The sequence below is a fragment of the Variovorax sp. JS1663 genome (assembly GCF_002157355.1).
Lineage (GTDB): Bacteria > Pseudomonadota > Gammaproteobacteria > Burkholderiales > Burkholderiaceae_C > Variovorax.
The window spans coordinates 45,267-70,106 of record NZ_LYMK01000036.1; the positions used below are offsets into that span (position 1 = coordinate 45,267).

At 68.1% G+C, this 24,840-nt stretch carries 23 protein-coding genes and 1 other RNA gene; 12 read left to right on the forward strand and 12 right to left on the reverse strand.

Features of this window, described 5'->3' with window-relative positions:
* Window positions 1–94 precede the first annotated feature (94 nt).
* The 4 genes from A8M77_RS25255 to A8M77_RS25270 all read left to right on the forward strand — a co-directional run bounded on the left by A8M77_RS25255 (window position 95) and on the right by A8M77_RS25270 (window position 5,162).
* Window positions 95–979 (forward strand): SDR family oxidoreductase, encoded by an 885-nt coding sequence (locus tag A8M77_RS25255; RefSeq protein WP_086924268.1) that lies wholly within the window; start codon window positions 95–97, stop codon window positions 977–979.
* Window positions 976–2,472, forward strand: coding sequence for an AMP-binding protein (locus A8M77_RS25260; RefSeq protein ID WP_086924269.1), 1,497 nt, complete (start codon window positions 976–978; stop codon window positions 2,470–2,472). Before A8M77_RS25255 ends, A8M77_RS25260 begins: the two co-directional genes overlap by 4 nt.
* 26 nt (window positions 2,473–2,498) lie before the next feature.
* A complete protein-coding gene (locus A8M77_RS25265) occupies window positions 2,499–3,476 on the forward strand; it encodes a Bug family tripartite tricarboxylate transporter substrate binding protein (RefSeq protein WP_086924270.1) in 978 nt (325 codons plus the stop codon).
* Between the two features lie 123 nt (window positions 3,477–3,599).
* Window positions 3,600–5,162, forward strand: coding sequence for a methyl-accepting chemotaxis protein (locus A8M77_RS25270; RefSeq protein WP_086924271.1), 1,563 nt, complete (start codon window positions 3,600–3,602; stop codon window positions 5,160–5,162).
* A 4-nt stretch (window positions 5,163–5,166) separates the two neighbouring features.
* On the opposite strand, the gene A8M77_RS25275 is transcribed toward A8M77_RS25270, so the two are convergent.
* From A8M77_RS25275 to A8M77_RS25290, 4 genes are read right to left on the reverse strand one after another with little or no spacing between them, the layout of a single operon-like run.
* A complete protein-coding gene (locus tag A8M77_RS25275; RefSeq protein ID WP_086924272.1) occupies window positions 5,167–5,565 on the reverse strand; it encodes an ABZJ_00895 family protein in 399 nt (132 codons plus the stop codon).
* A 25-nt stretch (window positions 5,566–5,590) separates the two neighbouring features.
* Window positions 5,591–6,028, reverse strand: a complete 438-nt coding sequence (locus A8M77_RS25280; RefSeq protein ID WP_158100993.1) for a JAB domain-containing protein — start codon at window positions 6,026–6,028, stop codon at window positions 5,591–5,593.
* Window positions 6,029–6,050: 22 nt separating this feature from the next.
* On the reverse strand, window positions 6,051–7,301 hold the full coding sequence (locus A8M77_RS25285; RefSeq protein WP_086924274.1) for an RNA-binding domain-containing protein: 1,251 nt from the start codon (window positions 7,299–7,301) through the stop codon (window positions 6,051–6,053).
* A 30-nt stretch (window positions 7,302–7,331) separates the two neighbouring features.
* Window positions 7,332–9,989 (reverse strand): TrlF family AAA-like ATPase, encoded by a 2,658-nt coding sequence (locus A8M77_RS25290; protein WP_086924275.1) that lies wholly within the window; start codon window positions 9,987–9,989, stop codon window positions 7,332–7,334.
* Window positions 9,990–10,195: 206 nt separating this feature from the next.
* Here A8M77_RS25290 and pyrC point away from each other — a divergent pair, with 206 nt between their 5' ends.
* Genes pyrC through A8M77_RS25305 form a run of 3 tightly spaced genes read left to right on the forward strand, consistent with a single transcriptional unit; the run spans window position 10,196 to window position 12,798 of the window.
* Window positions 10,196–11,242, forward strand: a complete 1,047-nt coding sequence (gene pyrC / locus A8M77_RS25295; RefSeq protein WP_086924276.1) for a dihydroorotase — start codon at window positions 10,196–10,198, stop codon at window positions 11,240–11,242.
* Window positions 11,243–11,245: 3 nt separating this feature from the next.
* Window positions 11,246–12,046: an NYN domain-containing protein gene (locus A8M77_RS25300; RefSeq protein WP_086924277.1), complete on the forward strand. Its 801-nt coding sequence runs from the start codon at window positions 11,246–11,248 to the stop codon at window positions 12,044–12,046.
* Between the two features lie 2 nt (window positions 12,047–12,048).
* On the forward strand, window positions 12,049–12,798 hold the full coding sequence (locus tag A8M77_RS25305) for a DUF3025 domain-containing protein (RefSeq protein ID WP_086924278.1): 750 nt from the start codon (window positions 12,049–12,051) through the stop codon (window positions 12,796–12,798).
* On the opposite strand, the gene A8M77_RS25310 is transcribed toward A8M77_RS25305, so the two are convergent.
* From A8M77_RS25310 to A8M77_RS25330, 5 genes are read right to left on the reverse strand one after another with little or no spacing between them, the layout of a single operon-like run.
* A complete protein-coding gene (locus A8M77_RS25310; protein WP_086924279.1) occupies window positions 12,770–13,804 on the reverse strand; it encodes a 2Fe-2S iron-sulfur cluster-binding protein in 1,035 nt (344 codons plus the stop codon). The genes A8M77_RS25305 and A8M77_RS25310 overlap by 29 nt on opposite strands.
* A gap of 20 nt (window positions 13,805–13,824) precedes the next feature.
* Entirely contained in the window at window positions 13,825–14,820 is a 996-nt protein-coding gene (locus A8M77_RS25315) for a PdxA family dehydrogenase (RefSeq protein ID WP_238136965.1), read from the reverse strand.
* 56 nt (window positions 14,821–14,876) lie between these two features.
* On the reverse strand, window positions 14,877–15,341 hold the full coding sequence (locus A8M77_RS25320) for an aromatic-ring-hydroxylating dioxygenase subunit beta (RefSeq protein ID WP_086924280.1): 465 nt from the start codon (window positions 15,339–15,341) through the stop codon (window positions 14,877–14,879).
* A gap of 24 nt (window positions 15,342–15,365) precedes the next feature.
* Window positions 15,366–16,607: an aromatic ring-hydroxylating dioxygenase subunit alpha gene (locus A8M77_RS25325; protein WP_086924281.1), complete on the reverse strand. Its 1,242-nt coding sequence runs from the start codon at window positions 16,605–16,607 to the stop codon at window positions 15,366–15,368.
* Window positions 16,608–16,617: 10 nt separating this feature from the next.
* On the reverse strand, window positions 16,618–17,580 hold the full coding sequence (locus A8M77_RS25330) for a Bug family tripartite tricarboxylate transporter substrate binding protein (protein ID WP_443272468.1): 963 nt from the start codon (window positions 17,578–17,580) through the stop codon (window positions 16,618–16,620).
* Window positions 17,581–17,672: 92 nt separating this feature from the next.
* Here A8M77_RS25330 and A8M77_RS25335 point away from each other — a divergent pair, with 92 nt between their 5' ends.
* Both A8M77_RS25335 and htpX read left to right on the forward strand, forming a co-directional pair.
* Window positions 17,673–18,473 carry an IclR family transcriptional regulator domain-containing protein gene (locus A8M77_RS25335; RefSeq protein ID WP_086924283.1) on the forward strand — a complete coding sequence of 267 codons (801 nt, stop codon included), beginning with the start codon at window positions 17,673–17,675 and terminating at the stop codon, window positions 18,471–18,473.
* Between the two features lie 190 nt (window positions 18,474–18,663).
* Window positions 18,664–19,539, forward strand: a complete 876-nt coding sequence (htpX, locus tag A8M77_RS25340; RefSeq protein ID WP_086924284.1) for a protease HtpX — start codon at window positions 18,664–18,666, stop codon at window positions 19,537–19,539.
* A 117-nt stretch (window positions 19,540–19,656) separates the two neighbouring features.
* Here the strand turns inward: htpX and A8M77_RS25345 are convergent, their stop codons facing one another.
* The gene (locus A8M77_RS25345; protein ID WP_086924285.1) at window positions 19,657–21,312 is read right to left on the reverse strand and encodes an NAD(P)/FAD-dependent oxidoreductase; all 1,656 of its coding nucleotides are present in this window, start codon (window positions 21,310–21,312) and stop codon (window positions 19,657–19,659) included.
* Between the two features lie 81 nt (window positions 21,313–21,393).
* On the opposite strand from A8M77_RS25345, the gene A8M77_RS25350 reads away from it, so the two are divergent.
* From A8M77_RS25350 to rnpB, 3 genes are all read left to right on the forward strand, one after another.
* Window positions 21,394–21,660: a ribbon-helix-helix protein, CopG family gene (locus A8M77_RS25350; RefSeq protein ID WP_158100994.1), complete on the forward strand. Its 267-nt coding sequence runs from the start codon at window positions 21,394–21,396 to the stop codon at window positions 21,658–21,660.
* Window positions 21,635–22,057, forward strand: coding sequence for a type II toxin-antitoxin system VapC family toxin (locus A8M77_RS25355; protein ID WP_086924287.1), 423 nt, complete (start codon window positions 21,635–21,637; stop codon window positions 22,055–22,057). The genes A8M77_RS25350 and A8M77_RS25355 overlap by 26 nt, the downstream gene beginning before the upstream one ends.
* Before the next feature lie 69 nt (window positions 22,058–22,126).
* An RNA gene (rnpB, locus tag A8M77_RS25360) (RNase P RNA component class A) lies at window positions 22,127–22,453 on the forward strand.
* Window positions 22,454–22,478: 25 nt separating this feature from the next.
* On the opposite strand, the gene A8M77_RS25365 is transcribed toward rnpB, so the two are convergent.
* On the reverse strand, window positions 22,479–23,201 hold the full coding sequence (locus A8M77_RS25365; RefSeq protein WP_086924288.1) for an RNA pseudouridine synthase: 723 nt from the start codon (window positions 23,199–23,201) through the stop codon (window positions 22,479–22,481).
* Window positions 23,198–24,790 (reverse strand): MBL fold metallo-hydrolase, encoded by a 1,593-nt coding sequence (locus tag A8M77_RS25370; protein WP_443272471.1) that lies wholly within the window; start codon window positions 24,788–24,790, stop codon window positions 23,198–23,200. Before A8M77_RS25370 ends, A8M77_RS25365 begins: the two co-directional genes overlap by 4 nt.
* Window positions 24,791–24,840: the final 50 nt, after the last annotated feature.

Consider the following 24,840-nt stretch of genomic DNA (forward strand, 5'->3'; position numbering starts at 1 on the left):
TCAACCCAACGGAAACAGACTGAGTCTTGAGAGACGGATTGTATGGATCCGGGGCGACGATAAAGTCAGTCCATCCCCCCGAAAGGAGACAACCATGTTCAAGGACAACCTGTTCGCGGGCCAGCGCGTGCTCGTGACCGGCGGCGGCACCGGGCTCGGCTTCGAGATGGCGAAGCAGCTGGCTGCGCTGGGCGCCGAAATTCACCTGTGCGGCCGGCGCGCCGGCGTGCTCGACGAGGCGGCCGAACAACTGCGCGGGGGCTTCGGCGCCACCGTCGGCACCCATGCGCTGGACATCCGCTCGCCGCAGGCGGTGGACGAGATGATGGAGCGCATCTGGACGCAGCACGGCCCGCTCGATGCGCTGGTCAACAACGCCGCCGGCAACTTCATCAGCCGCACCGAGGATCTCTCGCCCAACGGCTTCCACGCGATTTCCGACATCGTGTTCCGCGGCACCTTCTATGCGACGCAGGCCGCGGGCAAGCGCTGGATCGCGGGCGGGCGCGGCGGCAGCGTGCTGTCCATCGTCGTCACCTGGGTCACGACCGGCTCGCCCTTCGTCGTGCCCTCGGCGATGTCGAAGGCCGGCATCGACGTGATGACCAAGTCGCTGGCGGTGGAGTGGGGCCCCAAGGGCATCCGGCTCAACGCGATCGCGCCGGGCGTGATCCCGACCGCGGGGGCCACCGGCCGCCTGCGCCCCGGCGAGGACAACCAGCAGGACCAGCGCGGGCGAGAGAACCCGACGCGCCGCCTGGGCACCGGCGAGGACCTGGGCCGGCTCGCGGCCTTCCTGCTGGCGCGCGAGAGCAGCTGGATCAATGGCCAGACGATCACGCTGGACGGCGGCGATGCGCTGGCCAACGGTGCCTACTTCACGCAGTACCAGGACTGGGGCGATGCCGACTGGCAGGCCGCGCGCGAGCGCATCCAGGCCCTCAACGCGGCGGACAAGGCACAGCGGGGCGCGGAATGAGCGTTTGCGACGTCCATCTCGAGGGCCGCGTCATCGATGCGGCCACGCAGGCCGCGCGCGGCGCGCGCCTGGCCGGCGGCCTGCGGCGCCTGGGCCTGCAGGAAGGCGACGTGGTCGCCGTGCTGCTGCGCAACGACGCGGCCTACATCGACGTGGTCCACGCCTGCCGCCAGGCCGGCATCGCCTACTGCCCGGTCAACTGGCATTTCACGGCGGAGGAGGTCGCCTTCCTGCTGCGCGACAGTGGCGCCAAGGCGCTGCTCGCCCAAGGCGAACTGCTGGATGCGGTGGCGGCTGCGCTGCCCGGGGAGATGGCCGTGCTGGCGGTCGGCCAGACCCGGTTGCCGCAGGCGCTGGCCTATGAGCCCTGGCTGGCCGCGCAGCCGCCCTACGACGGGCCGGTCGTCTCGCCGCGCGCGCACATGGCCTACACCTCCGGCACCACCGGCCGCCCCAAGGGCGTGGTGCGCGCACCGATCCCGGTGGCCGAGCTCCAGGCGCGGCAGGCGCACATCCGGCAGCTGGTCGCGCTGAGCTTCGGCCTTACGCCGGGCTGCCGCGCGCTGCTGCCGGCGCCGCTCTACCACAGCGCGCCCAGCGTGTTCCTGCAGAACGCGCTGCTCGTCGCCGAGCGCCTGGTGCTGATGGCGCGCTTCGACGCCGAGGCGCTGCTCGCCGCGATCGAGCGGCATCGCATCGAGGTGGTGTACCTGGTGCCGATCATGTATGTGCGCCTCTTGCGGCTGCCGGAGGCGGTGCGGCAGCGCTACGACATCTCCACGCTGCGCTTCGTGGCCTCCACCGGCGCACCCTGCGCGCCCGAGGTCAAGCGCGCGATGATCGAGTGGTTCGGCCCGGTGATCCACGAGACCTATGCCTCCAGCGAGGCGGGCATGGTCACCGCCATCAGCGCCGTCGAGGCGCTGGCGCGGCCCGGCAGCGCGGGCCAGCCGCTGCTCGATGCGCAGGTTCGCATCCTCGACGAGGAAGGCAGGGCGCTGCCCACCGGCGAGGTCGGGCTGATCTACGTGCGGCAGCCCGCGTATCCCGATTTCACCTACCGCCACAACGACGAGGCGCGCCAAGCCGTCGAGCGCGACGGCCTCGTCAGCCTCGGCGATATGGGTTATCTCGATGCCGACGGCTATCTCTACGTGTGCGACCGGGCCTCGGACATGGTGATCTCGGGTGGCGTCAACATCTACCCCGCCGAGATCGAGCACCGGTTGCTCGCGTTCCCCGGCGTGGCCGATTGCGCGGTCTTCGGTGTGCCCGATGCCGAGTACGGCGAGCGCCTGCACGCGGTGGTCGAGGCTGCTGCAGGCACGGCGCTGCAGCCGGCCTCGCTGCGCGAATGGCTGCAGGGCGGCCTGTCTTCCTTCAAGGTGCCGCGCAGCATCGAGATCGCGCCGCTGCCGCGCGACGACAACGGAAAGATCGCCAAGCGCCGCTTGCGCGAGCAGCACTGGCAAGGCCAGGCCCGCCGCGTCTGATCACTAATACGAACGGAGACATCACCATGAAGCAACTGCTGGGCGCCATCGCCCTTTCTCTCGCCTGTACCGCCGGCCTGGCGCACGCGGACTACCCCGATCGACCCCTGAAGCTGGTCGTGCCCTACACGCCCGGCGGCTCCGCCGACATCCTGGGCCGCGCGCTTGCCGCCGAGCTGGGCAAGGAAGTCGGCCAGCAGGTCGTGGTCGAGAACAAGCCGGGCGCCAACACCATGATTGCCGCAAGCGCCGTGGCGCGCGCGCCCGCGGACGGCTACACCCTGCTGCTGGGCAGCAGCGCCAGCATGGTGCTCAACCCGCTGCTCTACAAGAAGATGAGCTACGTGCCGCAGAAGGACTACCGTGTGCTCGCGGTGGTGGCCGAGGCGCCGCTGGTGGTGGTGAGCAACGACAAGGTGGCGGCGCAGAACCTCAAGGATTTCACTGCCTATGCCAAGGCCAATGCCGGACGCCTCAACTACAGCTCCGTCGGCCTGGGCAACCCGCTGCAGCTGGCCACCGAGATGCTCAAGGGTGAGTTGCAGTTCGAGGCGACCCACGTGCCCTACAACGGCAGCGCACCCGCGCTGGCCGCGCTGCTGGCCAACGACACGCAGCTGATGGTCGACGTGGCCGCCACCTCGCTGCCGCACATCCGCGCCGGCAAGCTGCGCGCGCTGGCCGTCACCGGCAGCGAGCGCCTGAAGTCGTTGCCCGAGGTGCCCACCGTGGCCGAGTCGGGCGCGCCCGGCTTCCACGCGGCCACCTGGTTCGGCGTCGCGGTGCCGGCCGCCACGCCGGCGCCGGTGGCGCAGCGCCTGCAGGCGGCGCTGGCGAAGGTGATGGCCGTACCCGCCTTCCGCAGCCAGCTGGAGGCGCAGTCGCTGCTGGCGCAGCCGCCGCGCGGCGAGGCCGAGCTGGACAAGTACATCGAGCGCGACCGCGCCAGCTGGGGCAAGGTCATCCGTGCCCACAACATCACGCTGGAAGCCTCGGGAACCTGAGTCCCGGAGTTGAGGGCGTTTCGGGCCTCTGATCGCCCGTTTGCTTCGGTGTCGCCCCCGAAAAGAATGGTCCACCCGCACCACGAGTGCGGCGGACTATTGCTTTTCAAGGGACTCCACGCAATGAAGAACTGGAAGATCAGCGCCCGCCTGGGCCTGGGTTTCGCCATCCTGCTGCTCTTGCAGATGGCCATCGCCGCCATCGGCCTGAACCAGATGGCAGGGCTTTCGGACCAGATCCGCATCACGAACGAGATCGGCGCAGGCAAGCTCAACGAACTCACCAACGTCCAGTTCGCCATCGGCAAGCGGGCCATCGCCGCGCGCAACCTTGCGCTGGTCGCCGACCCGGCGCTCCAGAAGAGCGACCTGGACCTGGTCAAGTCCTCCCAGGCCGAGATCGACAAGGGCATGGAGCGGCTGGCGGGCATCATGAAAGATCCGGCCGCCGCCACGGCCGGCGAGCGCCGCATGCTCGAACAGCTGAGGGAGCTCGAGGCGAAATACCTGCCGATCGCCGGCAAGGTCGTGTCGCTCGCCACCTCGGCCAGGACCGAGGAGGCGGTCAAGGCACTGACGCAGGAGTGCATGCCGCTGCTGACCCGGGTGATCGCCCACGTGGAGGCCTTCGAGAAGATGCTGAAGGCAGGTTCCGAGCAGAGCGTCGCCGCCGCGCAGGCCACCTACGGCAGTGCGAAGTGGGTGATCATGCTGATCAGCGGCCTGTCCCTGCTGGCCGGCGCGGTCACCGCCGTCCTGCTGACCCGCTCCATCACCCGCCCGCTCAACGAGGCGGTGCATGTGGCCCAGACCGTCGCCTCGGGCGACCTGAGCAGCCGCGTGACGGCCAGCACCCGCGACGAGACCGGCCTGCTGATGACCGCGCTGCGCGACATGAACGACAGCCTGGCCAAGGTGGTCGGCGAGGTGCGCAGCGGCACCGACACCATCGCCACCGCCTCGGGCCAGATCTCGGCCGGCAACCAGAACCTGTCCTCGCGCACCGAGGAGCAGGCCAGCTCGCTGGAGGAAACCGCGGCCTCGATGGAGCAGCTGACCTCCACCGTCAAGCAGAACGCCGAGAACGCGCGGCAGGCCAACCAGCTGGCGATCTCGGCCTCCGGCGTCGCGGTCAAGGGCGGCGAGGTCGTGAGCCAGGTGGTGGACACCATGGCCTCGATCCACGCCTCCTCCAAGAAGATCGTCGACATCATCGGCGTCATCGACGGCATTGCCTTCCAGACCAACATCCTGGCGTTGAATGCGGCGGTGGAAGCCGCGCGCGCCGGCGAGCAGGGCCGCGGCTTCGCGGTGGTGGCCTCGGAGGTGCGCAACCTGGCGCAGCGCTCGGGCGCGGCCGCCAAGGAGATCAAGGGCCTGATCGACGACTCCGTCGGCAAGGTGGACGCGGGCACGGCCCTGGTCGGCGAGGCTGGCAAGACCATGCAGGAGATCGTCGCCAGCGTCCAGCGCGTGACCGACATCATGGGCGAGATCACCGCCGCCAGCCAGGAGCAGACCGCCGGCATCGAGCAGGTCAACCAGGCCATCGCGCAGATGGACCAGGTGACGCAGCAGAACGCCGCGCTGGTGGAGCAGGCCTCGGCGGCCGCCCAGTCGATGCAGGAGCAGGCCGGTGGCCTGTCTCAGGTGGTGAGCGTGTTCAAGCTCGGGCGCGGCGCCTAGGCCCCTAGGCGCGCGGCTGCGACCGCGCGAACTGCCGGCCCGCCAGGCCGACGAAGACGTAGATCACCAGCGCGTGCAGCGCCCCGATGACCAGCAGGGCCAGGGCCAGCGCGGCGACGGGGATCTCGCCCTGGCTGGCCGACGCGACGAGCGAGAACAGCGCCTGGATGCCGAGATCGACCGCCAGCATGCCCAGCACGGCGCGGCGCTTTTCCGGGCGGGAGAAGTAGCGGCCGTTCCTGCGCGCAAAACCGAGGCAGGACCACATCACCGCACCCAGCAGCGCCGCGACGTTGACGCCCGCGTTGTTCTGCACGCCGATCGCGGTGAGCAGCGCGCCTGCTGCGAGTAGGAGCAGCAGGTAGGCGATGCCGAAGCGGAGAAGAAGATTCGAGATGGACACGGGCGGAGGTGCGCGGTGGGAAGGGTCAGATATGCAAGCGTTCTCTGAAGCTGTAGAACTCGCCTTCGCCGATGATGATGAAGTCCTGCAGCATCAGGTTGTGAAGCTCCCCGAGCGCATGCATCCGCTCGGCAATCTCGATGTCCTGCACGGAGGGCGTGCAGTTTCCCGAGGGATGGTTGTGGACCACGATGATGTTCGAGGCCCGCGCGAGGATCGCGTTGCGGAACACCTCGATCGGCTCGATGAGCGCGCTGGTGCCCGTCCCGATCGATGCCACCTCGTACGACAGCACCTCCAGTTGCGGATTCAAGTGAAGGACGACGACCTTCTCCTTGGTTTCGTCCTGCATGTCCTTGAACAACTCGTAGACTTGACGCGGGTTGTCGATGGGTGTGTTGAGCAGATCGTCATCGACGCGTCGTCTTGTGAAGGTGACCTTGAGTTCCTTGAGATAGGCCATGTCGCTCGCTCCCTTGTACGAATCACGATGGGGCTGCTCCGCCTTGCCGGACGGCCGGCAGAGATACTTGGACGAAGTCATCCGTGACATCAAACGCCGCGTCGCGGCCGGAGAAATCACGGGTCAATGGAACTATCTTTCGGCGAACGCCCATGCCGCGTTGCTCCACGTAGCCGTAGTCGCGCATGACCTCCATCACCACTGGGTTTCGAGCAGAACGCTGACCAGCCAACATCTTTTCGACCGTCATCGAGTTCTGCAATGACCCCGGGCTCTTGATGTCCAGCCGATCGGCATAGTTCACGACCTCGACTTCTACCGGGCGTGTCCAGTCTCGGTGCACGAGGGCGTTCAAGACGGCCTCGCGCACGGCTTCCGGCGCAAACCGATTCCCCACCTCTCGGCGCAGACCATCCTGGAGTTCTTCCGCCTTGAGCGTGATGAACGGCTGCATGCGATCCGACAAGCGTTCCAGTAGACCCGCATCGACCGGCGGTTGGCTATGATCGCCTGTCCACAACGCAACGAGCGGCCCGTCGATCACGCCGTCGTCCTGTGCCTGATACGTCATATCGATACCGGAGAACGACATCCAGCGGACGCCTGCGTATCGGACCTTCTGCCGCGGGCTATGGCCGAAGAGCACCATCCCAGCGATCGAGCACACCGGCGGACCATCGTTGCGCGCGACCATGAACCCAAGCCCGATGAGTCGCTGATGCCAAGCGTCGTCGTCAGGTGGCGATGCGGGATCGCCGACCACACGCACGAGGTAATCCTCCAGTCGGTTTCGGTCCAGGTCGACCAGAGCCGAGCCGGATACCGGCAGCAGTTCAGCATGCAACATACCACCACTCTCGAACAACCGCGCGAGTTGTTCCCGGGTTGCCCGGCGTGACGTACTGCCTACGCGAACGAATACCTCTTCACGGTCGTTGTGGCGGACCGTATAGGGCTTGGCAGTGCCCTCGGTCAGCGTGATGACCGCAACGCGCTTTCCGTCATCGAGCGCCACCACTTCGTAGTAAGGAAGAATCATCGGGTGCACATAGCGCCCGAAGACAGTGTCCATGACCCACCGCTCCAGATCGTCGCGCTGGATGCCGCTGATGCTTCCATCGTCTTCCACGCCCAGAAGGATCATGCCGCCCTTCAGGTTGGCAAGTGCGACGATCTCCTTGGCCAGTTGTTCGGGGCGCAGGTCGTCGCGCTTGAACTCGGCGCCCGAGTTCTCGCCGTTGGCAACGAGTTGCAGCAGATCACTCTTGAGCATGGCCTCTCCTGATTTGTTTGAGCATTCGCGTTAAAACTCGTATTTGGCCTTGCGCTGCATGAAGGCATCACGACCACCTTCGAGGATCGTGGCCACGCTGTCCCGGATTGCCGGCACATCGATGGAGCCTTGAGCTTCGGCGCCGAGGCTGCCATGCGACTCCGTGGCGCTGAACACGCCGATCCATTCCGCATCACCGAACACCGGAATATTGGCGTTGTGCGTGGCGAAGATGAACTGCCGGTGAGTCTTGGCCTTACGCAGTTCCCGCACGATGCGATCAGCGATGAAGGCGTTGTCCAGGTTGTCCTCGGGCTGGTCCATCACCAAGGGGTCTGGGTTGTCCAGCAGCAGCAGATGAAGGATGGCCGTGCATTGCTGGCCCGTGGAGAGTCTATCCAGCGGCTTGTAGTTCGGAGGCGCATCCCCCTGGGCGACGTTCAACTCGATGCCGACGCGGTGCTCTAGCTCAAGCGACTCCAGCGCCATCAACTTGGCCCTGGGCAGCTTGCTTAGTGCATCCGCCACCATCGGCGTCAGGCCCCAGTCCGCTCCAAGATCTCCCTTGCCTTCACGAATGCTCTTGGCCAGCTCTATGGTCGAGAACGAGCGTCGCTCGTCGATCCATGCCAACCGTCTCTCCCCGACGCCCTCCAGCTTGCAGTCCAGCAGGAAATTCCTCAGGGGTCGCCGGTCGCCCTCAGGTTGAATGTGCACGCGCAGCCGTCCATCGAGCCGTCGGTTCAGCTTCTTGGCCGCGCTTTGCAGTGCCTGTAGTCGGGCATGCCGATGATCGGAGAGTTCAGCCAGCAGGTTCCTGCGCTCTTGCTCCAAGGTTTCGATCAACTGCGCAAAGGTCGACACCCTGGCCCGGAGCGGGCGGATGCGCTCAATTTCCTGCTGAAGCTTCTGATATTCGACGCCGATCTGCTGGCCGGTTCTCCCGGCCGCGGAGGGAAGGCTGCGCAAGGCACCGTCGATCTCGGCTTGTGCCGAAGACTGGGCGGACTGCCATGCTTGACGGGTCACCCGCATCTGATCTGTGGCCTTGTCCAGCACGCCTTGCCCTTGCCTCAGCAGAGCCATCATCGAATCGCGGAGTCCATCCAGAACGACGCGCGTAGCGGCCAGCTTTGCAGCATGGGGCAGACCTTCAAGTGCCTTGTCGCTTATGAAGGTCGTATCGGGAAGCGCATCCTGCAGACTGGTCAGCGCCGTTTGCAGGCCCTTCAGCTCTTCCTGGGCGCGAGTATCGATTTGCCGCTCCCTTTCAAGGAGTGGCACGCGTGCGAGCTTGTCCTTGAGACCGAGCGCCTCGTAGCTCTGCAACTGCTCCTGCAGCTTGGGCAGGCGGTTGACTTGCTCGTACAGCGTGTCCGCGTCGTCGAAGGCCTTGGTCAGTTTGTCGGCGTTTTCTCGCAGGCGTTTCTGCACTTGGTCCGACTGCGCTCGACCGTCCTGGTCATGCGGCAGAAATCGCTCCAGCAAGCGTAGGCGGCTGCTCTCGTCCTGCGCCAATTCGTAGATTTCGTTCTGGCCATAAATATCCAGTTCGGGCAGCAGGTCGCGCGGATTCAGGGTTGATACCTGGCCTTCCGCATCACGAACGATGGGTGCCTCTCCGAAGCGGCGCGTCACCGTGTAGCGCCTGCCGTGCTGCGTGAACGACGTGAGATGAACTTCGACCCGCCCCATTTCCCTGCCCAGGTTTTCCTTGATGATCTCGGCGTGCTGCTTTCGTGCCTGAGTCCCCTTGGGCGCCATGTCGAGCACGAATCGCAGGCATTCGATCAAGGTCGACTTGCCCGTGCCGCGGCCACCGATGACCGTGTCGAGATGGCCGGACAGCACCGCATTCATGCCATCGAGATATCCGCCACTGACTCTTACGCTGTGAACGGCGCTGGGCTTGTCCTCCGGACGCTCGGAGTTCAATCGCACGCGTGACTCGGGATCGAGGAACGCCACTTTGAAAGCCGAGAAAGTCGGCTGAGTCATCTTGATCCAGCAGGTGGCGCCAGGGTGCTCCAGATCGGAGGGCTTGGCAACATCCTTGGCATTGATCGCTGCCATCGGATGCTCTCGCTCGTAAGCCTTGTCCTTGTTCAGGAAGACGCGCCGATAGAAATCATCCTCGATGCCCTTGAGGTCTTCAATGCTGCCGGGGATCTGTGCGGCACGAAGCCTGGAAAGCTGCCAAACGTGGCTCAACCGCTGTTTCAGCAGGCCACGATCTTCCGTGCAATGGGCCGCATAGATAAAGCCCCCGAGCTGATCGACCACCTGCTCGATCAAATGCACAGAACTCAATCGCGAGGGACGCACGCCATTTTCGGGACTCAGCAATTGGAGGTGCCCAAGGTATCGCTCCAACATCTGGCTCGTAGTGTCCTCGGCGAAGAGGCACACGAAATGCGTCTTGTCATTTGACGCGATCTCGAAGCCAGGGAAGACGACGATGCCCGCGGGCTCGAGTACTTTCCTTGTTGCGTCGATGCTGGCGACGCTGCCATGGTCGGCCATGCCCACGACTCGAATGTCCTGCTTCTGGCATTGCTCCAGCAAAGCTTGGTTGTAGGAAGCTTCAGACAGGCCGTGATCGCCGCCGCGGTGGTTGGCGAGGTAGCCGGCTGGATTTACCTGAAGTGCACAGCGCCAGAAGCGCGCGAAAGGGTAGGTCTCGCTCACTCGCGACTCCTGTGGATTCGCAGCTGGGCCGCCGCGCCGCGCGCGATGGTCTTGGTTGGAGGGAACGGGGCCGGCTGTGTTCTCTGCATGGGTCGAAGCTTGCCGCTCGTGCTTGTGTGTCTTGCTGCGCAGCATACCCAAGTTGCGTCGCTGATCCTTGCCCGATAAGGGAGCGGTCGGATTGTGCCAAATGGGACAATCCCCCCATGACCCGCTCCGCCGACACCCTCACCCTCACCCGCCCCGACGACTGGCACCTGCACGTGCGCGACGGCGCCGCGCTCGAAGCCGTGGTGCCGCATTCCGCCCGCCAGTTCGGCCGCGCGCTGATCATGCCCAACCTGCGCCCGCCCGTGACCACGGCCGAGCAGGCACGGGCCTACCGTGACCGCATCCGCGCCGCCGTGCCCGAGGACCTGAGCTTCGAGCCGGTGATGTCGATGTACCTCACCGACAACCTGCCGCCCGAGGAGATCGCCCGCGCCGCCGCGGCCGATGTGTGCGCGCTCAAGCTCTACCCGGCCGGCGCCACCACCAACAGCGATGCCGGCGTGACCGACATCCGCAAGACCTACCCCACGCTGGAGGCCATGCAGAAGCACGGCCTGCTGCTGCTGGTGCATGGCGAGGTCACCGACCCGGCGGTGGACCTGTTCGACCGCGAAGCCGTCTTCATCGACCGCGTGATGATCCCGCTGCGGCGCGACTTCCCCGAGCTCAAGGTGGTGTTCGAGCATCTGACCACGAAGGAAGGCGCCCACTACGTGCGCGACGCGGACCGCTTCACCGGCGCCACCATCACCGCGCACCACCTTCTCTACAACCGCAATGCCATCTTCACCGGCGGCATCCGGCCGCACTACTACTGCCTGCCGGTGCTCAAGCGCGAGACGCACCGCGTCGCGCTGGTCGAGGCGGCCACCAGCGGCAACCCGCGCTTCTTCCTCGGCACCGACAGCGCGCCGCATCCGGCCCACCTGAAGGAGCATGCGCTGGGCTGTGCCGGCTGCTACACCGCGCTCACGGCACTGGAGCTCTATGCCGAGGCCTTCGACCAGGCCGGCGCGCTGGACAAGCTGGAAGGCTTTGCCAGCTTCCACGGCGCCGACTTCTACGGCCTGCAGCGCAACAGCGACACCGTCACGCTCCAGCGCGAGCGCTGGAGCGTGCCCGAGACCGTGCCCTATGGCGAGGCCACGCTCAAGCCGCTGCGCGGCGGCGAGCAGGTCGGCTGGCGTGTCGTCGAGGGCTGAGCCATGAACGGCCCCGCGGTTTTCCTGATCGACGCCGACAATCTGAGCGATGCCAACGCCATCCGCCAGGCCTTCGAGCAACTGACGGCGCTGACCGGCCCGGTTGCGATTCGCCGTGCCTACGGCAGCGCGGAGAACCTCAAGGGGTTGGCTGCGGTGATCGGCGAACTGGCGATCCAGCCCTGCCAGACCTTTCCGCTGTCCAAGAACACCACGGACGCAGCCCTGGTCGTCGGCGCCATGGAACTGGCCTGCGAGCGGATGCCGTCGCTCGTGGCGATCGGCTCGGGCGACCTGGATTTCTTTCCGCTCGCGGTGCGGCTGCGCGAGCGCGGGATCCGGGTCATCTGCTTCTCGCTCGCCAACAAGTTGCACGATGAGGTGAAGGCCGCCTACGACCAGTGCTTCCTTCTCGGCAAGGCGCCGACCAAGACGGACAGCGTGGTCGAAGCCATCCCTGCCAAGCCGGCCGCGAAGAAGACGGCCGCGAAGAAGGCGGCGACCAAGAAAGCCGCCCCGAAGCCCGCGGCCAAGAAGGCCGCCGCGAAGAAGGCAGCGAAGTCACCGGCGCCGCCCGCCGAAGTGCGCGAGCCTTCCGGCGTGCGGGATATTCTGGTCGCCGCGCCCGAGCTTCGAAGCGGCGAGGCGCTTGCATTGAACCGCGTCATCGAGCATCTGCAGCCCTTGGCGGAGGCCGCGCAGACGAAGCCGATGAAGCTGCTCAAGAAGCACGCGGCGCATTTCGAGCTTCTTCCAGCCGACAAGCCCAACAAGGTGCGCTGGCTGCAGGCACCGGGCACTTAGGGATGGAGGCGTTCCGTGCCGTCGACTTGACGGCACCCTGGTTCGCGCCACTGCGCGGCACGGGGCCCGGCGTGCTGTCTTCGGTCCTGCGGGGCGGGACAGTCGCACAAGCGCTCGATGCGCGTGCATGCGTGGCAGGCCGCGTCTTTGTCCCTCACCATCGGCTGGAGGCTGGACGGGCCTATGAGGCCTTCATTGCGCAGACCGGCGCCGTACCCACGCGCGACAACCTGCATGACTTTTTCAATGGCTTGGCCTGGCTGCATTTTCCGCGCGCCAAGCGGCGCCTCAACGAATTGCAGGCGGACGAGATTGCGCGCGCCGGCATCGGTGCCACGCGCGGGCCCCTGCGCGATGCGCTGACGCTCTTCGACGAGAACGGAGCGGTGCTCGATTCGCCCGCGGCGTTGTGGGCGGCGCTGCTGGCGCGCGACTGGGAGCGCCTCTTCGTGCGGGAACGCGCGCTGTGGCGCGAGGCCCGCCTGCTCGTCTTCGGCCATGCGTTGCTCGAAAAGCTCGTGGCGCCGCGCAAGGCGCTCACGGCGCATGTGCTGTGGGCACCGGGCGCTGCCCGGGCGATCGCGATCGACGATGCGGCCATCGCGGCCGCCCTGGAACCCGGGCATCTCGCCGGCAAGCCCTTTGCACCGCTGCCCGTGCTGGGCGTGCCGGGCTGGTGGCCGGCCAACGAGGCGCCCCAGTTCTACGACGATGCTGCGGTCTTCAGGCCGCCACGGCCTCCGCGGCACTGAGCGCAGGCCCGTCGACGAACACATCGGCGTGAAAGTCCGCGGCGGCCAGCCCCAACTGGCGCAGGGCGAGCTCGCGCACCGCCTGCACCATGCCCGGCGAGCCGCAGGCGTAGAGCGTGTGGCCCGCGAGGTCGGGGCAGTGCGCTTGCAGCGCCTCGTCCACGCGTCCCGCGAAAGCATCCTCGCTTCCGCCCGCGTCTTCGCTCAGTGCCGCCACGAAGCGAAAGGTGCCGGGCCACTTGCGCTGCCACTTCGCCACCGCCGACCGCAGGTAGATCCCGTCGGCGCGGCGTGCACCCCAGATCAGCGTGATCGGCCGCTTGATGCGGCGCTTGGCCATGTCGTCGAGGATGGACTGGATGGGCGCGAAGCCCGTGCCGCCCGCCACGAAGACGATGGGCTGCGGCGAATCCGCCGCCAGCGTCACCGCGCCGTGAGGCAGCTCGACGTCGAGCAGGTCTCCCTGCTGCAGCGAAGGCACGCGCGCACTGAAGGCGCCGCCGGGCACATGGCGGATGTGCAGGGTCAGCGCGTCGCTCTCGTGCGGCGCATTGGCCATCGAGTAGCAGCGCGTGCTGCCGTCCTCCAACGCGAGTTGCAGGTACTGGCCCGCATGGAACTTCGCGCGCTGTCCCGCCGGCAGGCGCAGTTGCAGCACCGACACGTCGGGCGCCGCGCGCTGGTTGCGGAACACCTTGGCGGTGAAGCGCTTGCGCGCGCCCGGGTCGACGCGCTGCCAGGTGACGGGCCGGATCTGCAGGTCGGTGCGTGGCGTGCACATGCAGTAGAGCACCTGCTCCGGTGTGCAGCTCTCGTTGCGGACGGCGGCGCCGCCGACGCCCTCGACCTCGCCTTGCGCGATGCCCCCGGCGCAGTTGCCGCACACGCCCTTGCGGCAGGAATAGGGAAGCTCGATGCCGGCGCGCAGCGCGGCGTCGAGCACGCTCTGGTCCTCGGCGCAGTCGAAGGCGATCTCGCTTCCGGCGATGGCGATGCGATGGTTCATGACGGGATGTTCTCCGGGGTTCATTGCGAAACCTGCGGGCTTCGCACTGCGGCCGGGCGGGGGCTCATGCCCGACAGCAAATGAAGGGTGCGCAGCACTGCGCCCGGGTCGGCGATGCCCCGCCCCGCGATGTCCATCGCGCTGCCGTGGCCCACGCTGGACAGCAGCACCTCGGCGCCGATGGAGAGCGCACTGGCCGCGTTCGGCGCCAGCAGCTTGACGGGGATGTGGCCCTGGTCGTGCAGCATGGCGACATACAGGTCGTGCCCGCGCTGCGCGAGCAGGGTGTCCGCGCCCTGCGGACCGTCGATGCGCCAACCCTCGGCGCGCAGCGCCCGCACGGCCGGCTCGACATGGGCTGCGTCCTCGGGGCCGAACAGCCCGCCCTCGGAAGCATGCGGATTGATGCCGAACACGCCGATGCGCGGATCGGCGATGCCCAGCAGCGCGCAGGCCCGTGTGCCGGCGCGCACCGCGGCCGCGACCAGCTCGGGCCGCAGGCGCGACAGGGCATGCGGCACGCTCTCGTGCAGGGTCGCATGCACGATGCGCAGGCCGCCGCCGACCAGCATCAGGAACACGCGGTCCTCGGGCTCGCCGCAGACGCGCGCCAGCAGCGAGGGGTAGCCGCTGAAGGCGATGCCGGCCTGGTGGATCGCGGTCTCGTGGTGCGGGCAGGCCACCACTGCATCGGCCTCGCCACGGCGGCAGGCCTCGATGGCCGCGGTCGCCGAGGCCACGGCCGAGGCGCCGGCGGCCGCGTCGATGCGGCCGGGCTGCGCGGCGCTGTCGGGAAGCGCGCCGGCCTCGACGAGGCGCAAGTCCTGCAGCAGTGTGCCCAGCCCGAGCTGCGCCGCATTACGCTCGATGACGGCACGCGGGCCGAAGAGCGCGAAGCGCTCGCGCGACGCCGCCGGCAGCGCGGCCAGTGCCTTCAGCGCGATCTCCGGCCCGATGCCATTGGGATCGCCGACGGCGAGCGCCAGGCGGCGCGCGATGGCGCCCGATTCACTCACTGGAGTACCTTCCCCTGCGGCTGCGGTACGAGCGCCTTCTGGCGGCCGGGTGGCGCTCACAGCGGCAGCGCCAGCAGCGTGTCGGTCACGGTGCTGTCGCACACCGCCACCCGCGATTGCAGCCGCAGCCGGCCGTCCTGCTGCACGAAGCGATCCCGGTACACGCCGGTGGCGAAGACCTCGGTCTGGCCGGTGGCCATGATGCGCGCCACCAGGAAGGGCGTGCGCGCCTCGGCGCCGTCGGCGCTCGCCTGCTCGAGCAGCGGGATGCCCAGCAGGTGCCGGTAGCGCTGCCGCTCGTAGATGTTGGCCTCGCGCAGGGCCGCGATGCGGTCCTCCAGCATCGCGCGCGAGTCGGCATAGATGATGCCGGAGGGCAGGCCCTCGCGCTCGTTCTCGACGTGGGTGATGCGGTAATGGCAGTCGTCGGTAAAGAAGTCGGGCCACTGCTCCAGCGCATCGCTGTCGATGGCATGGGCATAGGCCGCGTTGAAGGCGCACAGCGCCAGCAGGTCGATCATCGTGGTGTCTCGTGTCGTTGGCGTTCAGGCGCCCATGTGCTGGCGGTAGGCCTTCCAGAAGCCGCGCACCGACGCCTCGGTGGCGCGCCCTTCGCTGGATTCGGTGGCGTCGCCGCCCATTTCGACCACCGCCTCGTGGTCGTGCGCGCCGGCGATGCCGCGCTGCACGAAGCCGCCCACCGCGCCGTCCTCCATCGAGATGAATCCGGCCGGCCCGATCAGGTTCGACTGCTTGAGCCGCACCCGGCGCTGCTCGGGCGTGTCGTCCGCATAGCCCAGGTAGGTCCAGTTGAGCTCCGTGCGCAGGGTGCCCTTGGGCAGCACCTGGCGCACCGCCAGGCAGTTCTGGATCTGCTGCAGCACGAAGCCCGGGAAGACCGAGAGGATCTGCAGCGTCACGCCGTCGCCGTATTCCTGGAAGCCGGCCAGCAGGCTCGGGTCCTTGAGGCGGTAGCGGTCGTTGTCGGAGCGCAGGGCCTGCTCCTTGTACGAGGCGTCCTTCTCCGCGGCCGGATCGATCATCGAGTAGCTCACGTGGTGGCCGCCGCTCTCGTCCACGATCACGCCGCCCTTCTGCGACAGGCGGTTCAGCTCGAAGGTGGTGAAGAACAGGTGCAGCAGGCTCGCGTGGTAGCTGTCCTTGACGTTCTCGACGTAGAGCTTCCAGTTGTTGGGCAGCGCCTGGGTGAAGCGGCCGATGACTTCCACCGGCTTGTGCAGCACGCGCTCGATGCGCTCGCAGATCTCCTCGCCCAGATACTCCTCGATGCCGGGTACGTCCTCGCTGAAGCTGCCGAAGACGAGGCCGCAGAAGGTCGCGATACGCAGCTTGCGCGGCCCATGCGCCTCCTTGCAGAAGGAAGGCGGCATGCCGCCCTGGCCCTTGACGCCCTTCTCGAAGGCGACGCCGGTCAGGTCGCCCTGGCGGCTGTAGCTCCAGGCGTGATAGACGCACTGGAAGCTGTCGGCGCGGCCCGATTTCTCCAGCGCGATCAATGCGCCGCGGTGCGCGCAGCGGTTCTCGAAGGCGTAGATCTCGCCGTCCTCGTCGCGCACCACCACGACCGGCGTCTCGCCGGCAAAGGTGGTGCGGTAGCTGCCTGCATCGGGCAGCTCGGCCTCCAGGCACAGGTAGTTCCAGACCGCGCCGCGGAAGATGCGGGCCTGCTCCTCGGCGGCCGTCTGCGCGTCGTTGTAGAGCCCGAAGGGAATGCGCGTCAGGCCGGGGCCGGACCAGTGGATCGGTTGGGGTGCGATGTCGTGCATGGTGCTGTCGTCAATCGAGGCTGACCTTGGCGCTCTTGATGACCTTGTCCCACTTGGCGGACTCGGCCTGGATGAACTGGCCGCTGCGCGCGCTGTCCCAGCCGCGCGGCTCGGCGCCCTGCTCGGCGAACTTCTGCTTGACGTCGGGGTGCGCGAGCGCATCGGCGATCGCCTTCTGCGTGGAGGCGACCTTGGCGGCCGGCGTGCCGGGTGGCGCCACCACCGCGAACCATGTCACCGCGTTCATGGCCGGCAGCTTCTGTTCGGCGAAGGTGGGCACGTCGGGCAAGGCGCGCGAGCGCTGCTCGTCGGCCACGCCCAGGATGCGCAGCTTGCCGGCCTGGTGGAAGGGCAGCGAGGAACTGATGTTGTCGAAGAACACGTCGATCTGGCCGCCGACCAGGTCCACCAGCGCGGGGGCTGTGCCCTTGTAGGGGACATGGACCATCTCCGTGCCCGTGAGCTGCATGAACAGGCTGGCCGTCAGGTGCGAGGTGGTGCCGTTGCCCTGCGAGCCGTAGCTGAGCTTGCCGGGGTTGGCCTTCGCGTAGGCGATGAACTCCTGCACGTTCTTCACCGGCAGCTTCGGGTTCACCACCAGCACGTTGGGCACGGTGGCGAGCACGGTGACGGGCACCCACTTCGCCGGATCGAAGCCCAGCTTCTTGTAGAGATGCTGGTTGATCGCGATCGGTCCGGGCGGGGAGGCCATCAGCGTGTTGCCGTCGGGCTCGGCGCGGAACACGACTTCGGCGCCGATGTTGCCGCCCGCGCCGGTGCGGTTGTCGATCACCACCCCACCGGGAAACAGCGGGCGCAGCTTCTCGGCCACCACGCGCGGCAGGATGTCGGCGGTGCCGCCGGCCGGGTAGGGCACGACGATCTTCAGGGACTGCGGGTTCTGCGCCGCGGCGCTGCCGAGCAGGCAGACGGCAGCGAGGCAGGCGGCGCACAGGCGCCGCACAGGGGTCATCAGCATCTTGTCTTGTCTCCGTGGAGGACGTTCATCGAGGGGTACGGGCAGTGTCCGGTGCACAGACCCCACGAACAAGCTAGATTTGCGCAATGCGCAAAAACGAAGTCCATTTGCCTGGAGAAGAGGCGGCCCACGACAGGAATTTCGTGGCCTCGCTGCAGAAGGGCCTGGACGTGCTGACCTGCTTCGGCCGCCAGCACAGCCGGCTCACGGTGTCGGAGGTGGCGCGCCTCACGGCCTCTTCACCGGCCTCGGCGCGGCGTTCGCTGCTGACCCTGCATGCGCTCGGCTACCTGGACAGCGACGGCAAGCGCTTCTGGATGCTGCCCAAGGCGCTGCTGGTCGCGCATGCCTACCTGGCCTCGCGCGCCACGCCCTCGCTGGCGCAGCCGCTGCTCGACGCGCTGTCGGAGCGCACGCGCGAATCGGCGTCGCTGGGCAAGCTGCTGGGCGACGACGCGATCATCATCGCGCGCTCCACCGCGCGGCGCAGCCTCAGCGTCGGGCTGGGCATCGGCTCGCGCCTGCCGGCCTACTGCTCGGCGCTCGGGCGGGTGCTGCTCGCCAGCCTGCCGCCCGCGGAGGCCGAGCGCCGGGTGCGCGCCATGCCGCGCCATGCGCTCACCGCCCATACCGTGTACGAGGCGAAGCCGGTGCTGGCGCTGGTCGCGCGCTGCCGCGAAGAGGGCTATGCGAGCAACGATGGCGAACTGGAACTGGGCGTGCGCTCCATGGCCGTGCCGGTGCACGACCGCAGCGGCGCGATGGTGGCCGCCATGAGCATCGCGGTGCGTGCCGAGCGCATGAGCTTCGTCGAGTTCCGCGACGCCTTCCTGCCCGCGCTGCGCAAGGCCAGTGCCACGCTGGGAGGGCGGCTTTATCCCGAGTGAGCGTAGTGGCGTGTCCCGGAGATGCGAAATTTTGCTCCTATGATCGCGCCGAGCCGGCCACCGCTTCGGGGCGTCAGAACCCACACAACCACGCCCGTCGCCCGGGCAGCGCCCAGCTTGAAATGACTGTCGAGGCCCCCATTTGCCCGCCTAGGCGGGCGCATTCGCCCGAACCCACGGAGAAATCAGCTTGAAACGCATCATCTTGTTCGTCCTGACCAACGTGTTGGTGGTCGCGGTGCTGGGCATCGTCGCCAGCCTGCTCGGCGTGAACCGCTACCTCACGGCCAACGGCCTGAACCTGACGGCCCTGCTGGGCTTTGCGCTGGTGATGGGTTTCGGCGGCGCGATCATCTCGCTGCTGATCAGCAAGCCCATGGCCAAGTGGTCGGCCGGCGTGCGCATCATCAACGACCCGCAGTCGCCCGACGAGGCCTGGATCGTGCAGACCGTGCGCAAGTTCGCCGACAAGGCCGGCATCGGCATGCCCGAGGTCGGCATCTTCGAGGGCGAGCCCAATGCCTTCGCGACCGGCGCCTTCAAGAACTCGTCGCTGGTGGCCGTCTCCACCGGCCTGCTCGCCAACATGACGCGCGAGGAGGTCGAGGCCGTGATCGGCCACGAGGTGGCGCACGTGGCCAACGGCGACATGGTGACGATGACCCTGATCCAGGGCGTGATGAACACCTTCGTCGTGTTCCTCTCGCGCGTGATCGGCTACGCGGTCGACAGCTTCCTGCGCCGCGGCAGCGACAACAACTCGGGCCCCGGCATCGGCTACATGATCACCACCGTGATCCTGGACATCGTGCTCGGCTTCGCTGCCGCGATCGTGGTGGCCTGGTTCTCGCGCCAGCGCGAGTTCCGCGCCGACGCCGGCGCGGCCCAGCTGATGGGCCGCAAGCAGCCGATGGTCAACGCTCTGGCCCGCCTGGGCGGCCTGCCGGCCGGCGAGCTGCCGAAGGCAGTAGAAGCGATGGGCATCACCGGCAGCATCGGCAAGCTGTTCGCGACGCACCCGCCGATCGAGGAGCGGATCGCGGCACTGCAGAACAGTTCTGTATAGGCTCTCCCCCAGGCTTCGCGCACTTCGTGTCGCTACGCCAACCCCCTCACCGGGGGCAACACCGGCGGCCCGGCAAAGCCGGTTCCGCGGTGTTCCCCGAGAAAGCCCAAGCCGCCGTCAGGCGGCTTTTTTCATGGGGGAGGCGATCGCCTGCGCCACCGCCTCCGCGACCTTGATCCCGTCCACCCCCGCCGAGAGGATGCCGCCCGCATAGCCCGCGCCCTCGCCGGCCGGATAGAGGCCTCGAACGCTGGGGCTCTGCAGGTTCTCGTCGCGCGCAATCCGGATCGGCGAGGAGGTCCGCGTCTCGACGCCGGTCAGCACCGCGTCGTGCAGGTCGAAGCCCTTGATCTTGCGGCCGAAGGCCGGGAAGGCCTCGCGCATCGCCTCGATGGCGTAGGCGGGCAATGCGGCATGCAGGTCGGTGGGCGTGACGCCGGGCTTGTACGAGGGCTCGACGCTGCCCAGCGCGGTCGAGGGCCGGCCGGCGACGAAGTCGCCCACCAGCTGGCCCGGCGCGCGGTAGTCGCCGCCGCCCAGCTCGAAGGCCCGCGATTCGAGCGCCCGCTGCAGCACGGTGCCGGCCAGCGGCGAACCGGTGGCGCCGTTCTCCCAGCCCGGGTAGTCGCGCGGATCGATGCCGACCACGATGCCGGCGTTGGCGTTGCGCTCGTTGCGCGAGTACTGGCTCATGCCATTGGTCACCACGCGGTTCGGCTCGCTGGTCGCGGCGACCACCGTGCCGCCGGGGCACATGCAGAAGCTGTAGACCGAGCGCCCGTTGCTCGCGTGGTGCACCAGCTTGTAGTCGGCCGCGCCGAGCATGGGATGGCCGGCATGGCGGCCCCAGCGCGCGCGGTCGATCAGGCCTTGCGGATGCTCGACGCGGAAGCCGATCGAAAAGGGCTTGGCCTCGATCTCCACGCCGCGCGCGTGCAGCATCTCGAAGGTGTCGCGCGAGCTGTGGCCCAGGGCCATGACCACGTGGTCGGTGCGCAGCTGGTGGGAGTCGCCGGTTCGCAGGTCCAGCACCTCGATGCCGCGCAGGCGGCCGTCCTCGACGAGCACATCGGTCACGCGCTGCTCGAAGCGGATCTCGCCGCCCAACGCGACGATCTGCTCGCGGATGTTCTCCACCACCTTCACCAGCTTGAAGGTGCCGATGTGCGGATGGGCGACGTAGAGGATCTCCGGGGGGGCGCCGGCCTTGACGAACTCCTCCATCACCTTGCGGCCGAGGAAGCGCGGGTCCTTGATCTGGCTGTAGAGCTTGCCGTCGGAGAAGGTGCCGGCCCCGCCTTCGCCGAACTGCACATTTGACTCGGGATTGAGCACGCTCTTGCGCCACAGGCCCCAGGTGTCCTTGGTGCGCTCCCGCACGGTCTTGCCGCGCTCCAGCACGATGGGGCGGAAGCCCATCTGCGCGAGCAGCAGCGCGCAGAAGATGCCGCACGGGCCGAAGCCCACGACCACGGGGCGCGGCGTGCTCTCGCCCGCGTGCACGGGCGCCCGGTAGGCCATGTCGGGCGCGGGCTGCACATGCGGTCGGCCGGCATGGCGTGCCAGCACGGAGGCTTCCTGCTTCGAGTCCGCGAGCGCGACGTCGGCGATGTAGACCGTCAGCAGGTCGGCCTTGCGCGCGTCGAAGCTGCGCTTGTAGACGTCGTGGGATGCGATCTCGCCGGGCGCGACGCCCAGCGTGGACGCGATCAGCGCGGGCAGCGCCTCGGGCGGATGGTCGAGGGGGAGCTTGAGTTCGGAGACTCGGATCATGGCGGGCGGCCCGTGGCGATCGGGCAGGTGGCTTCTGATGGACCAGGGATTGTAATACACTTCTGTATTACAGGAGTAGCCATGACCTTGTCCATTCGATTGCCTGCCGAGGACGAAACGCTGCTGGAGCGCGCCGCCGCCGCCCTCCACATCAGCAAGTCGGAATTCATCCGCCGCAGTATCGCTGCCTATGCGGGCAAGGTGTTGCCGGCAGAGAAGGCTGCGACGGAGATCGACGCGCTCTACATCGGCAGGGGCGGTGGGCTGCGCAAGCCGGAGAGCGTCGCGAATCCCGGCAAGCGGGCGATCCTGGAGCGGCTGCGTGAAAAGCACGGATACGCTCGTTGACACGGGTTTCCTGGTCGCCCTTTTCAATGATGCCGATCCGCATCATGCCGGCGCCGTCGGCGTGCTTCGGGAGTTGGCAGGCCGGCGGCTCTACACGGTCTGGGAGGTGCTCACCGAAGCCGGTCATCTGCTCGACGATGCAGGGTGGCTCAACCTGCTTCGCTGGGCCGCCGCCGGGCGGCTCACGATTCTGACCAGCGATCCGGCGGATTTGTCCGAGATCGCCGATTTCACGGAGCGCTATGCCGATGGCGGCGCGGACCTGGCGGACGTGGCGCTGGTCTTTGCAGCTGACCGCACGGGCATCTACAACGTGCTGACGGTCGACCGAAAGGATTTCGATCGGTATCGCAGCCCGTTGGGCAAGCGGCTCAAGCGGCTTTGGTTGAAAGACTAGAGGGAGGCGGCGGGGACAAATGCCGAAGTCCCGGCACCTCGCTCTGCAAGACGGGATAATCACCCCCGTGAAGCGCGCCGGACCGCCGCTGGTGCATGTCCCGAAAGGGCGCACTGGAGGAAAGTCCGGACTGCACAGGACAGCGCAGGAGCTAACGGCTCTCCACCGCGAGGTGAGGATCAGAGCAACAGAGACGAGTCGGCCGGGGCGACCCGGCCGGGTGAAACGGGCAATCTCTGCGCGCAGCAACACCAAGTAGGCCAGCATTGATGCGGTTCGCAGAGCTGGCGGGTAGGTGGCATCGAGCCGTTCCGGTGACGGGCGGCCCAGAGTAATGGCGGTCACGCCGGGGGCGACCCCGGTGCACAGAATCCGGCTTACAGGCGCGCTTCACACTTATTCGCGAATCCGGCGCTTCGCTTCAGAAGCGTTCATGCGGCAGCAGGTAGCGCCACTGGCCCGCCAGCAGGCCCGACAGCGCCACGCGGCCGATGCGCAGGCGCCGCAGGCCCAGCACCTGCAGGCCGGCGGCGCGGCACTGCTGCGCCACGTCGCCCGGGCGCGGGCCCTTGAGCGCGAAGCGCAGGCCGGTGTGCCCCTCGGCCTGCTGGCTGATGCTGACGCGGGCCGGCGCGCGATCCAGGCGCGCCAGCAGCTCGGGCCCCACCGGACCTGCCACGTCGACGATCAGCTCATGCTCCAGCAGTGCGGCATCTTCGGTCAGCCGGCGCTCGATGCGCCATTCCTGGGTGAAGACAACCAGCCCGCTGGCCCCGGGCTCCAGCGGCGTCATGCAGCGCTGGCCTGCCGCGTGCCGGGGCAGGAAGCGCAGGCCGGCACGCTCGGGGGCGTGATGGTTCGCGGGCACCAGCAGGCGATGCGCCTGGTCGGCGGCCAGGCCGGCCGGCTTGTGCAGCAGCAGCGTGACCGGCGCCACCGGCTCCGGCCGCGCCCCGGCCTCGATCTCGACCTGTTGCTGTGGCTGCACCCGCGTCTGCGGCAGCAGCACCGGTTCGCCGTCGACGCGCACCGCGCCGTTCTCGATCAGCAGCTCGGCCTCGCGCCGCGAGCAGCCGGCCTGCGCGGCCACGCGCTTGGACAGGCGGATGCCGCCGTCGTCGCCATCGTTGCCGCTCGCGTTCATCGCGTCTCGAGCTGCCGGATGCGTTCCACGTGCGCGGCCAGCGAGCGCGCGGCCACGGGCCACATGCGCACGGGCACGTCGTCGTAGGCGATCGGCAGCCAGTCCTCGGGCGTGCCCTGCGGCAGCTGCCGCATCGCGGCCGCGATCTTGGCCTCGCGCTTGAGCCGGTGCGCCTTCAGATGGGCGATGGCGGCGCGCGCCTCGCCCAGCACGTGGCCGTGCGCCGGCAGGATGAAGCGGATGTCGCCCTCGGCACAGGCGGCGTCGAGCTTGTCCAGCGAGGCTAGATACGCGTTCATGTTGCCGTCGGGCGGGTCGACCACCGTGGTACTGCCGTTGAGCACGTGGTCGCCGGAGAAGAGCAGGCCATCCTCTTCCAGCACCAGGCACAGGTGGTTGGCCGCGTGGCCGGGCGTGTGGATGGCGCGCAGGGTGTGCATGGCGCCTTGGTCGTCCTTCAGCTGGAGGCGCTCGCCGTCCTGCAGCGCGCGCTCTGGCACGAAATGGGAGGCGGGCCGCGCGGTCTGCAACGAGGCCAGGCCGAGGATGGGCGGCTTCGATGTGCACAGCGCCTGCAGCGGCGCCGCGCCGGGCGAATGGTCGGCATGCGAATGGGTGCACACGATCTGGCGGATGTCGCCGCCGGTGGCCTGGTGCAGGCGCTTGAGGTGGGCCGCGTCGTTCGGGCCGGGGTCGATGACGATGTAGCCGGTCGCCGCATCGCCCACGATGTAGCTGTTGGTTCCGGGGCCGGTCATCACGCCGGAATTGGCGGCGGTCAGGCGCCGGACGTTCTTCAGCAGGGCCACCGGCGTTTCGCTCTGCCAGCCCAGCTCATGCACGATCTGGCCGTCGGGGCAGACCAGCGCGAGTTCGCCATAGGGCGACTCGTGCTCCATGTAGCGCGCCTCCTTGCCCTGCAGCAGGCCGGCGCGCGGGCAACTGGTCCACAGCGGCCCCTCGCCGCCGGGGCGGCGTGCGCAGGCATCGAGCACCGATTCCACCGTGGGGTAGGCGGCCAGCCGTTCCAGCGTGCGCAGCGTGGGGAAGATCATGAAGAAGCCGCCCGCCTTGTGCCGCGCCAGCGCATCGGCCGGCCGCACCCAGCAGGGCTCGAACTGCTCGGACTCGTCGGCCGAGGGCTCCTGCCCCTCGGGCATGCGGGCGACCAGGAAGGGCACGTCGAAGCGCTTGGGCAGGTCGCGGTCGGTGATCCAGTGGGCCAGGGTGTAGACCTGGTCGGTCGCCAGCAGCAGCCCGCGTGCCGTGCACTGGTCGGCCAGCGCGATGGCCGAGTTGCTGCTGCGGTCCATGGCGGCCATTTCGCCGGCCCCGACCGGCCGGCCGTCGGCATGGCGCGCGAGCAGCACGCCGAGCTCCTCGAAGCATTCGCGCACGGCCGCGACCGATTGCGCGAGCTGCTGATCGCTCTGACCCGGCCGGCGCGTCGCGACCGACTGTGCCGCAGCGTCCGAGGCCTCGATGCGCCCGCCGGGGAACACGTAGGCGCCGGGCGCGAAGCTCGCCGTCGCGGAGCGCCGCGTCATCAGCACCTCAAGGCCTTCGGGCGTGTCTCGCAGGAGGAGCACGGTGGCGGCGGGAGAGGAAGGTGGGCATGGCTGTGCGGACGGGGAAAAAG

Coding starts and splice junctions, on each gene's coding strand:
- A8M77_RS25325 (WP_086924281.1), bottom strand. CDS start 16,607: ATGCACGACATCGCACCCCAACCGATCCACTGGTCCGGCCCCGGCCTG.
- A8M77_RS25270 (WP_086924271.1), top strand. CDS start 3,600: ATGAAGAACTGGAAGATCAGCGCCCGCCTGGGCCTGGGTTTCGCCATC.
- A8M77_RS25320 (WP_086924280.1), bottom strand. CDS start 15,341: ATGATCGACCTGCTGGCGCTGTGCGCCTTCAACGCGGCCTATGCCCAT.
- A8M77_RS25255 (WP_086924268.1), top strand. CDS start 95: ATGTTCAAGGACAACCTGTTCGCGGGCCAGCGCGTGCTCGTGACCGGC.
- A8M77_RS25285 (WP_086924274.1), bottom strand. CDS start 7,301: ATGCTCAAGAGTGATCTGCTGCAACTCGTTGCCAACGGCGAGAACTCG.
- A8M77_RS25310 (WP_086924279.1), bottom strand. CDS start 13,804: ATGAACCATCGCATCGCCATCGCCGGAAGCGAGATCGCCTTCGACTGC.
- A8M77_RS25345 (WP_086924285.1), bottom strand. CDS start 21,312: ATGATCCGAGTCTCCGAACTCAAGCTCCCCCTCGACCATCCGCCCGAG.
- A8M77_RS25335 (WP_086924283.1), top strand. CDS start 17,673: ATGCGCAAAAACGAAGTCCATTTGCCTGGAGAAGAGGCGGCCCACGAC.
- A8M77_RS25305 (WP_086924278.1), top strand. CDS start 12,049: ATGGAGGCGTTCCGTGCCGTCGACTTGACGGCACCCTGGTTCGCGCCA.
- A8M77_RS25260 (WP_086924269.1), top strand. CDS start 976: ATGAGCGTTTGCGACGTCCATCTCGAGGGCCGCGTCATCGATGCGGCC.
- A8M77_RS25265 (WP_086924270.1), top strand. CDS start 2,499: ATGAAGCAACTGCTGGGCGCCATCGCCCTTTCTCTCGCCTGTACCGCC.
- A8M77_RS25330 (WP_443272468.1), bottom strand. CDS start 17,580: ATGACCCCTGTGCGGCGCCTGTGCGCCGCCTGCCTCGCTGCCGTCTGC.
- pyrC (WP_086924276.1), top strand. CDS start 10,196: ATGACCCGCTCCGCCGACACCCTCACCCTCACCCGCCCCGACGACTGG.
- A8M77_RS25300 (WP_086924277.1), top strand. CDS start 11,246: ATGAACGGCCCCGCGGTTTTCCTGATCGACGCCGACAATCTGAGCGAT.
- A8M77_RS25350 (WP_158100994.1), top strand. CDS start 21,394: ATGACCTTGTCCATTCGATTGCCTGCCGAGGACGAAACGCTGCTGGAG.
- A8M77_RS25365 (WP_086924288.1), bottom strand. CDS start 23,201: ATGAACGCGAGCGGCAACGATGGCGACGACGGCGGCATCCGCCTGTCC.
- A8M77_RS25280 (WP_158100993.1), bottom strand. CDS start 6,028: ATGGCCTATCTCAAGGAACTCAAGGTCACCTTCACAAGACGACGCGTC.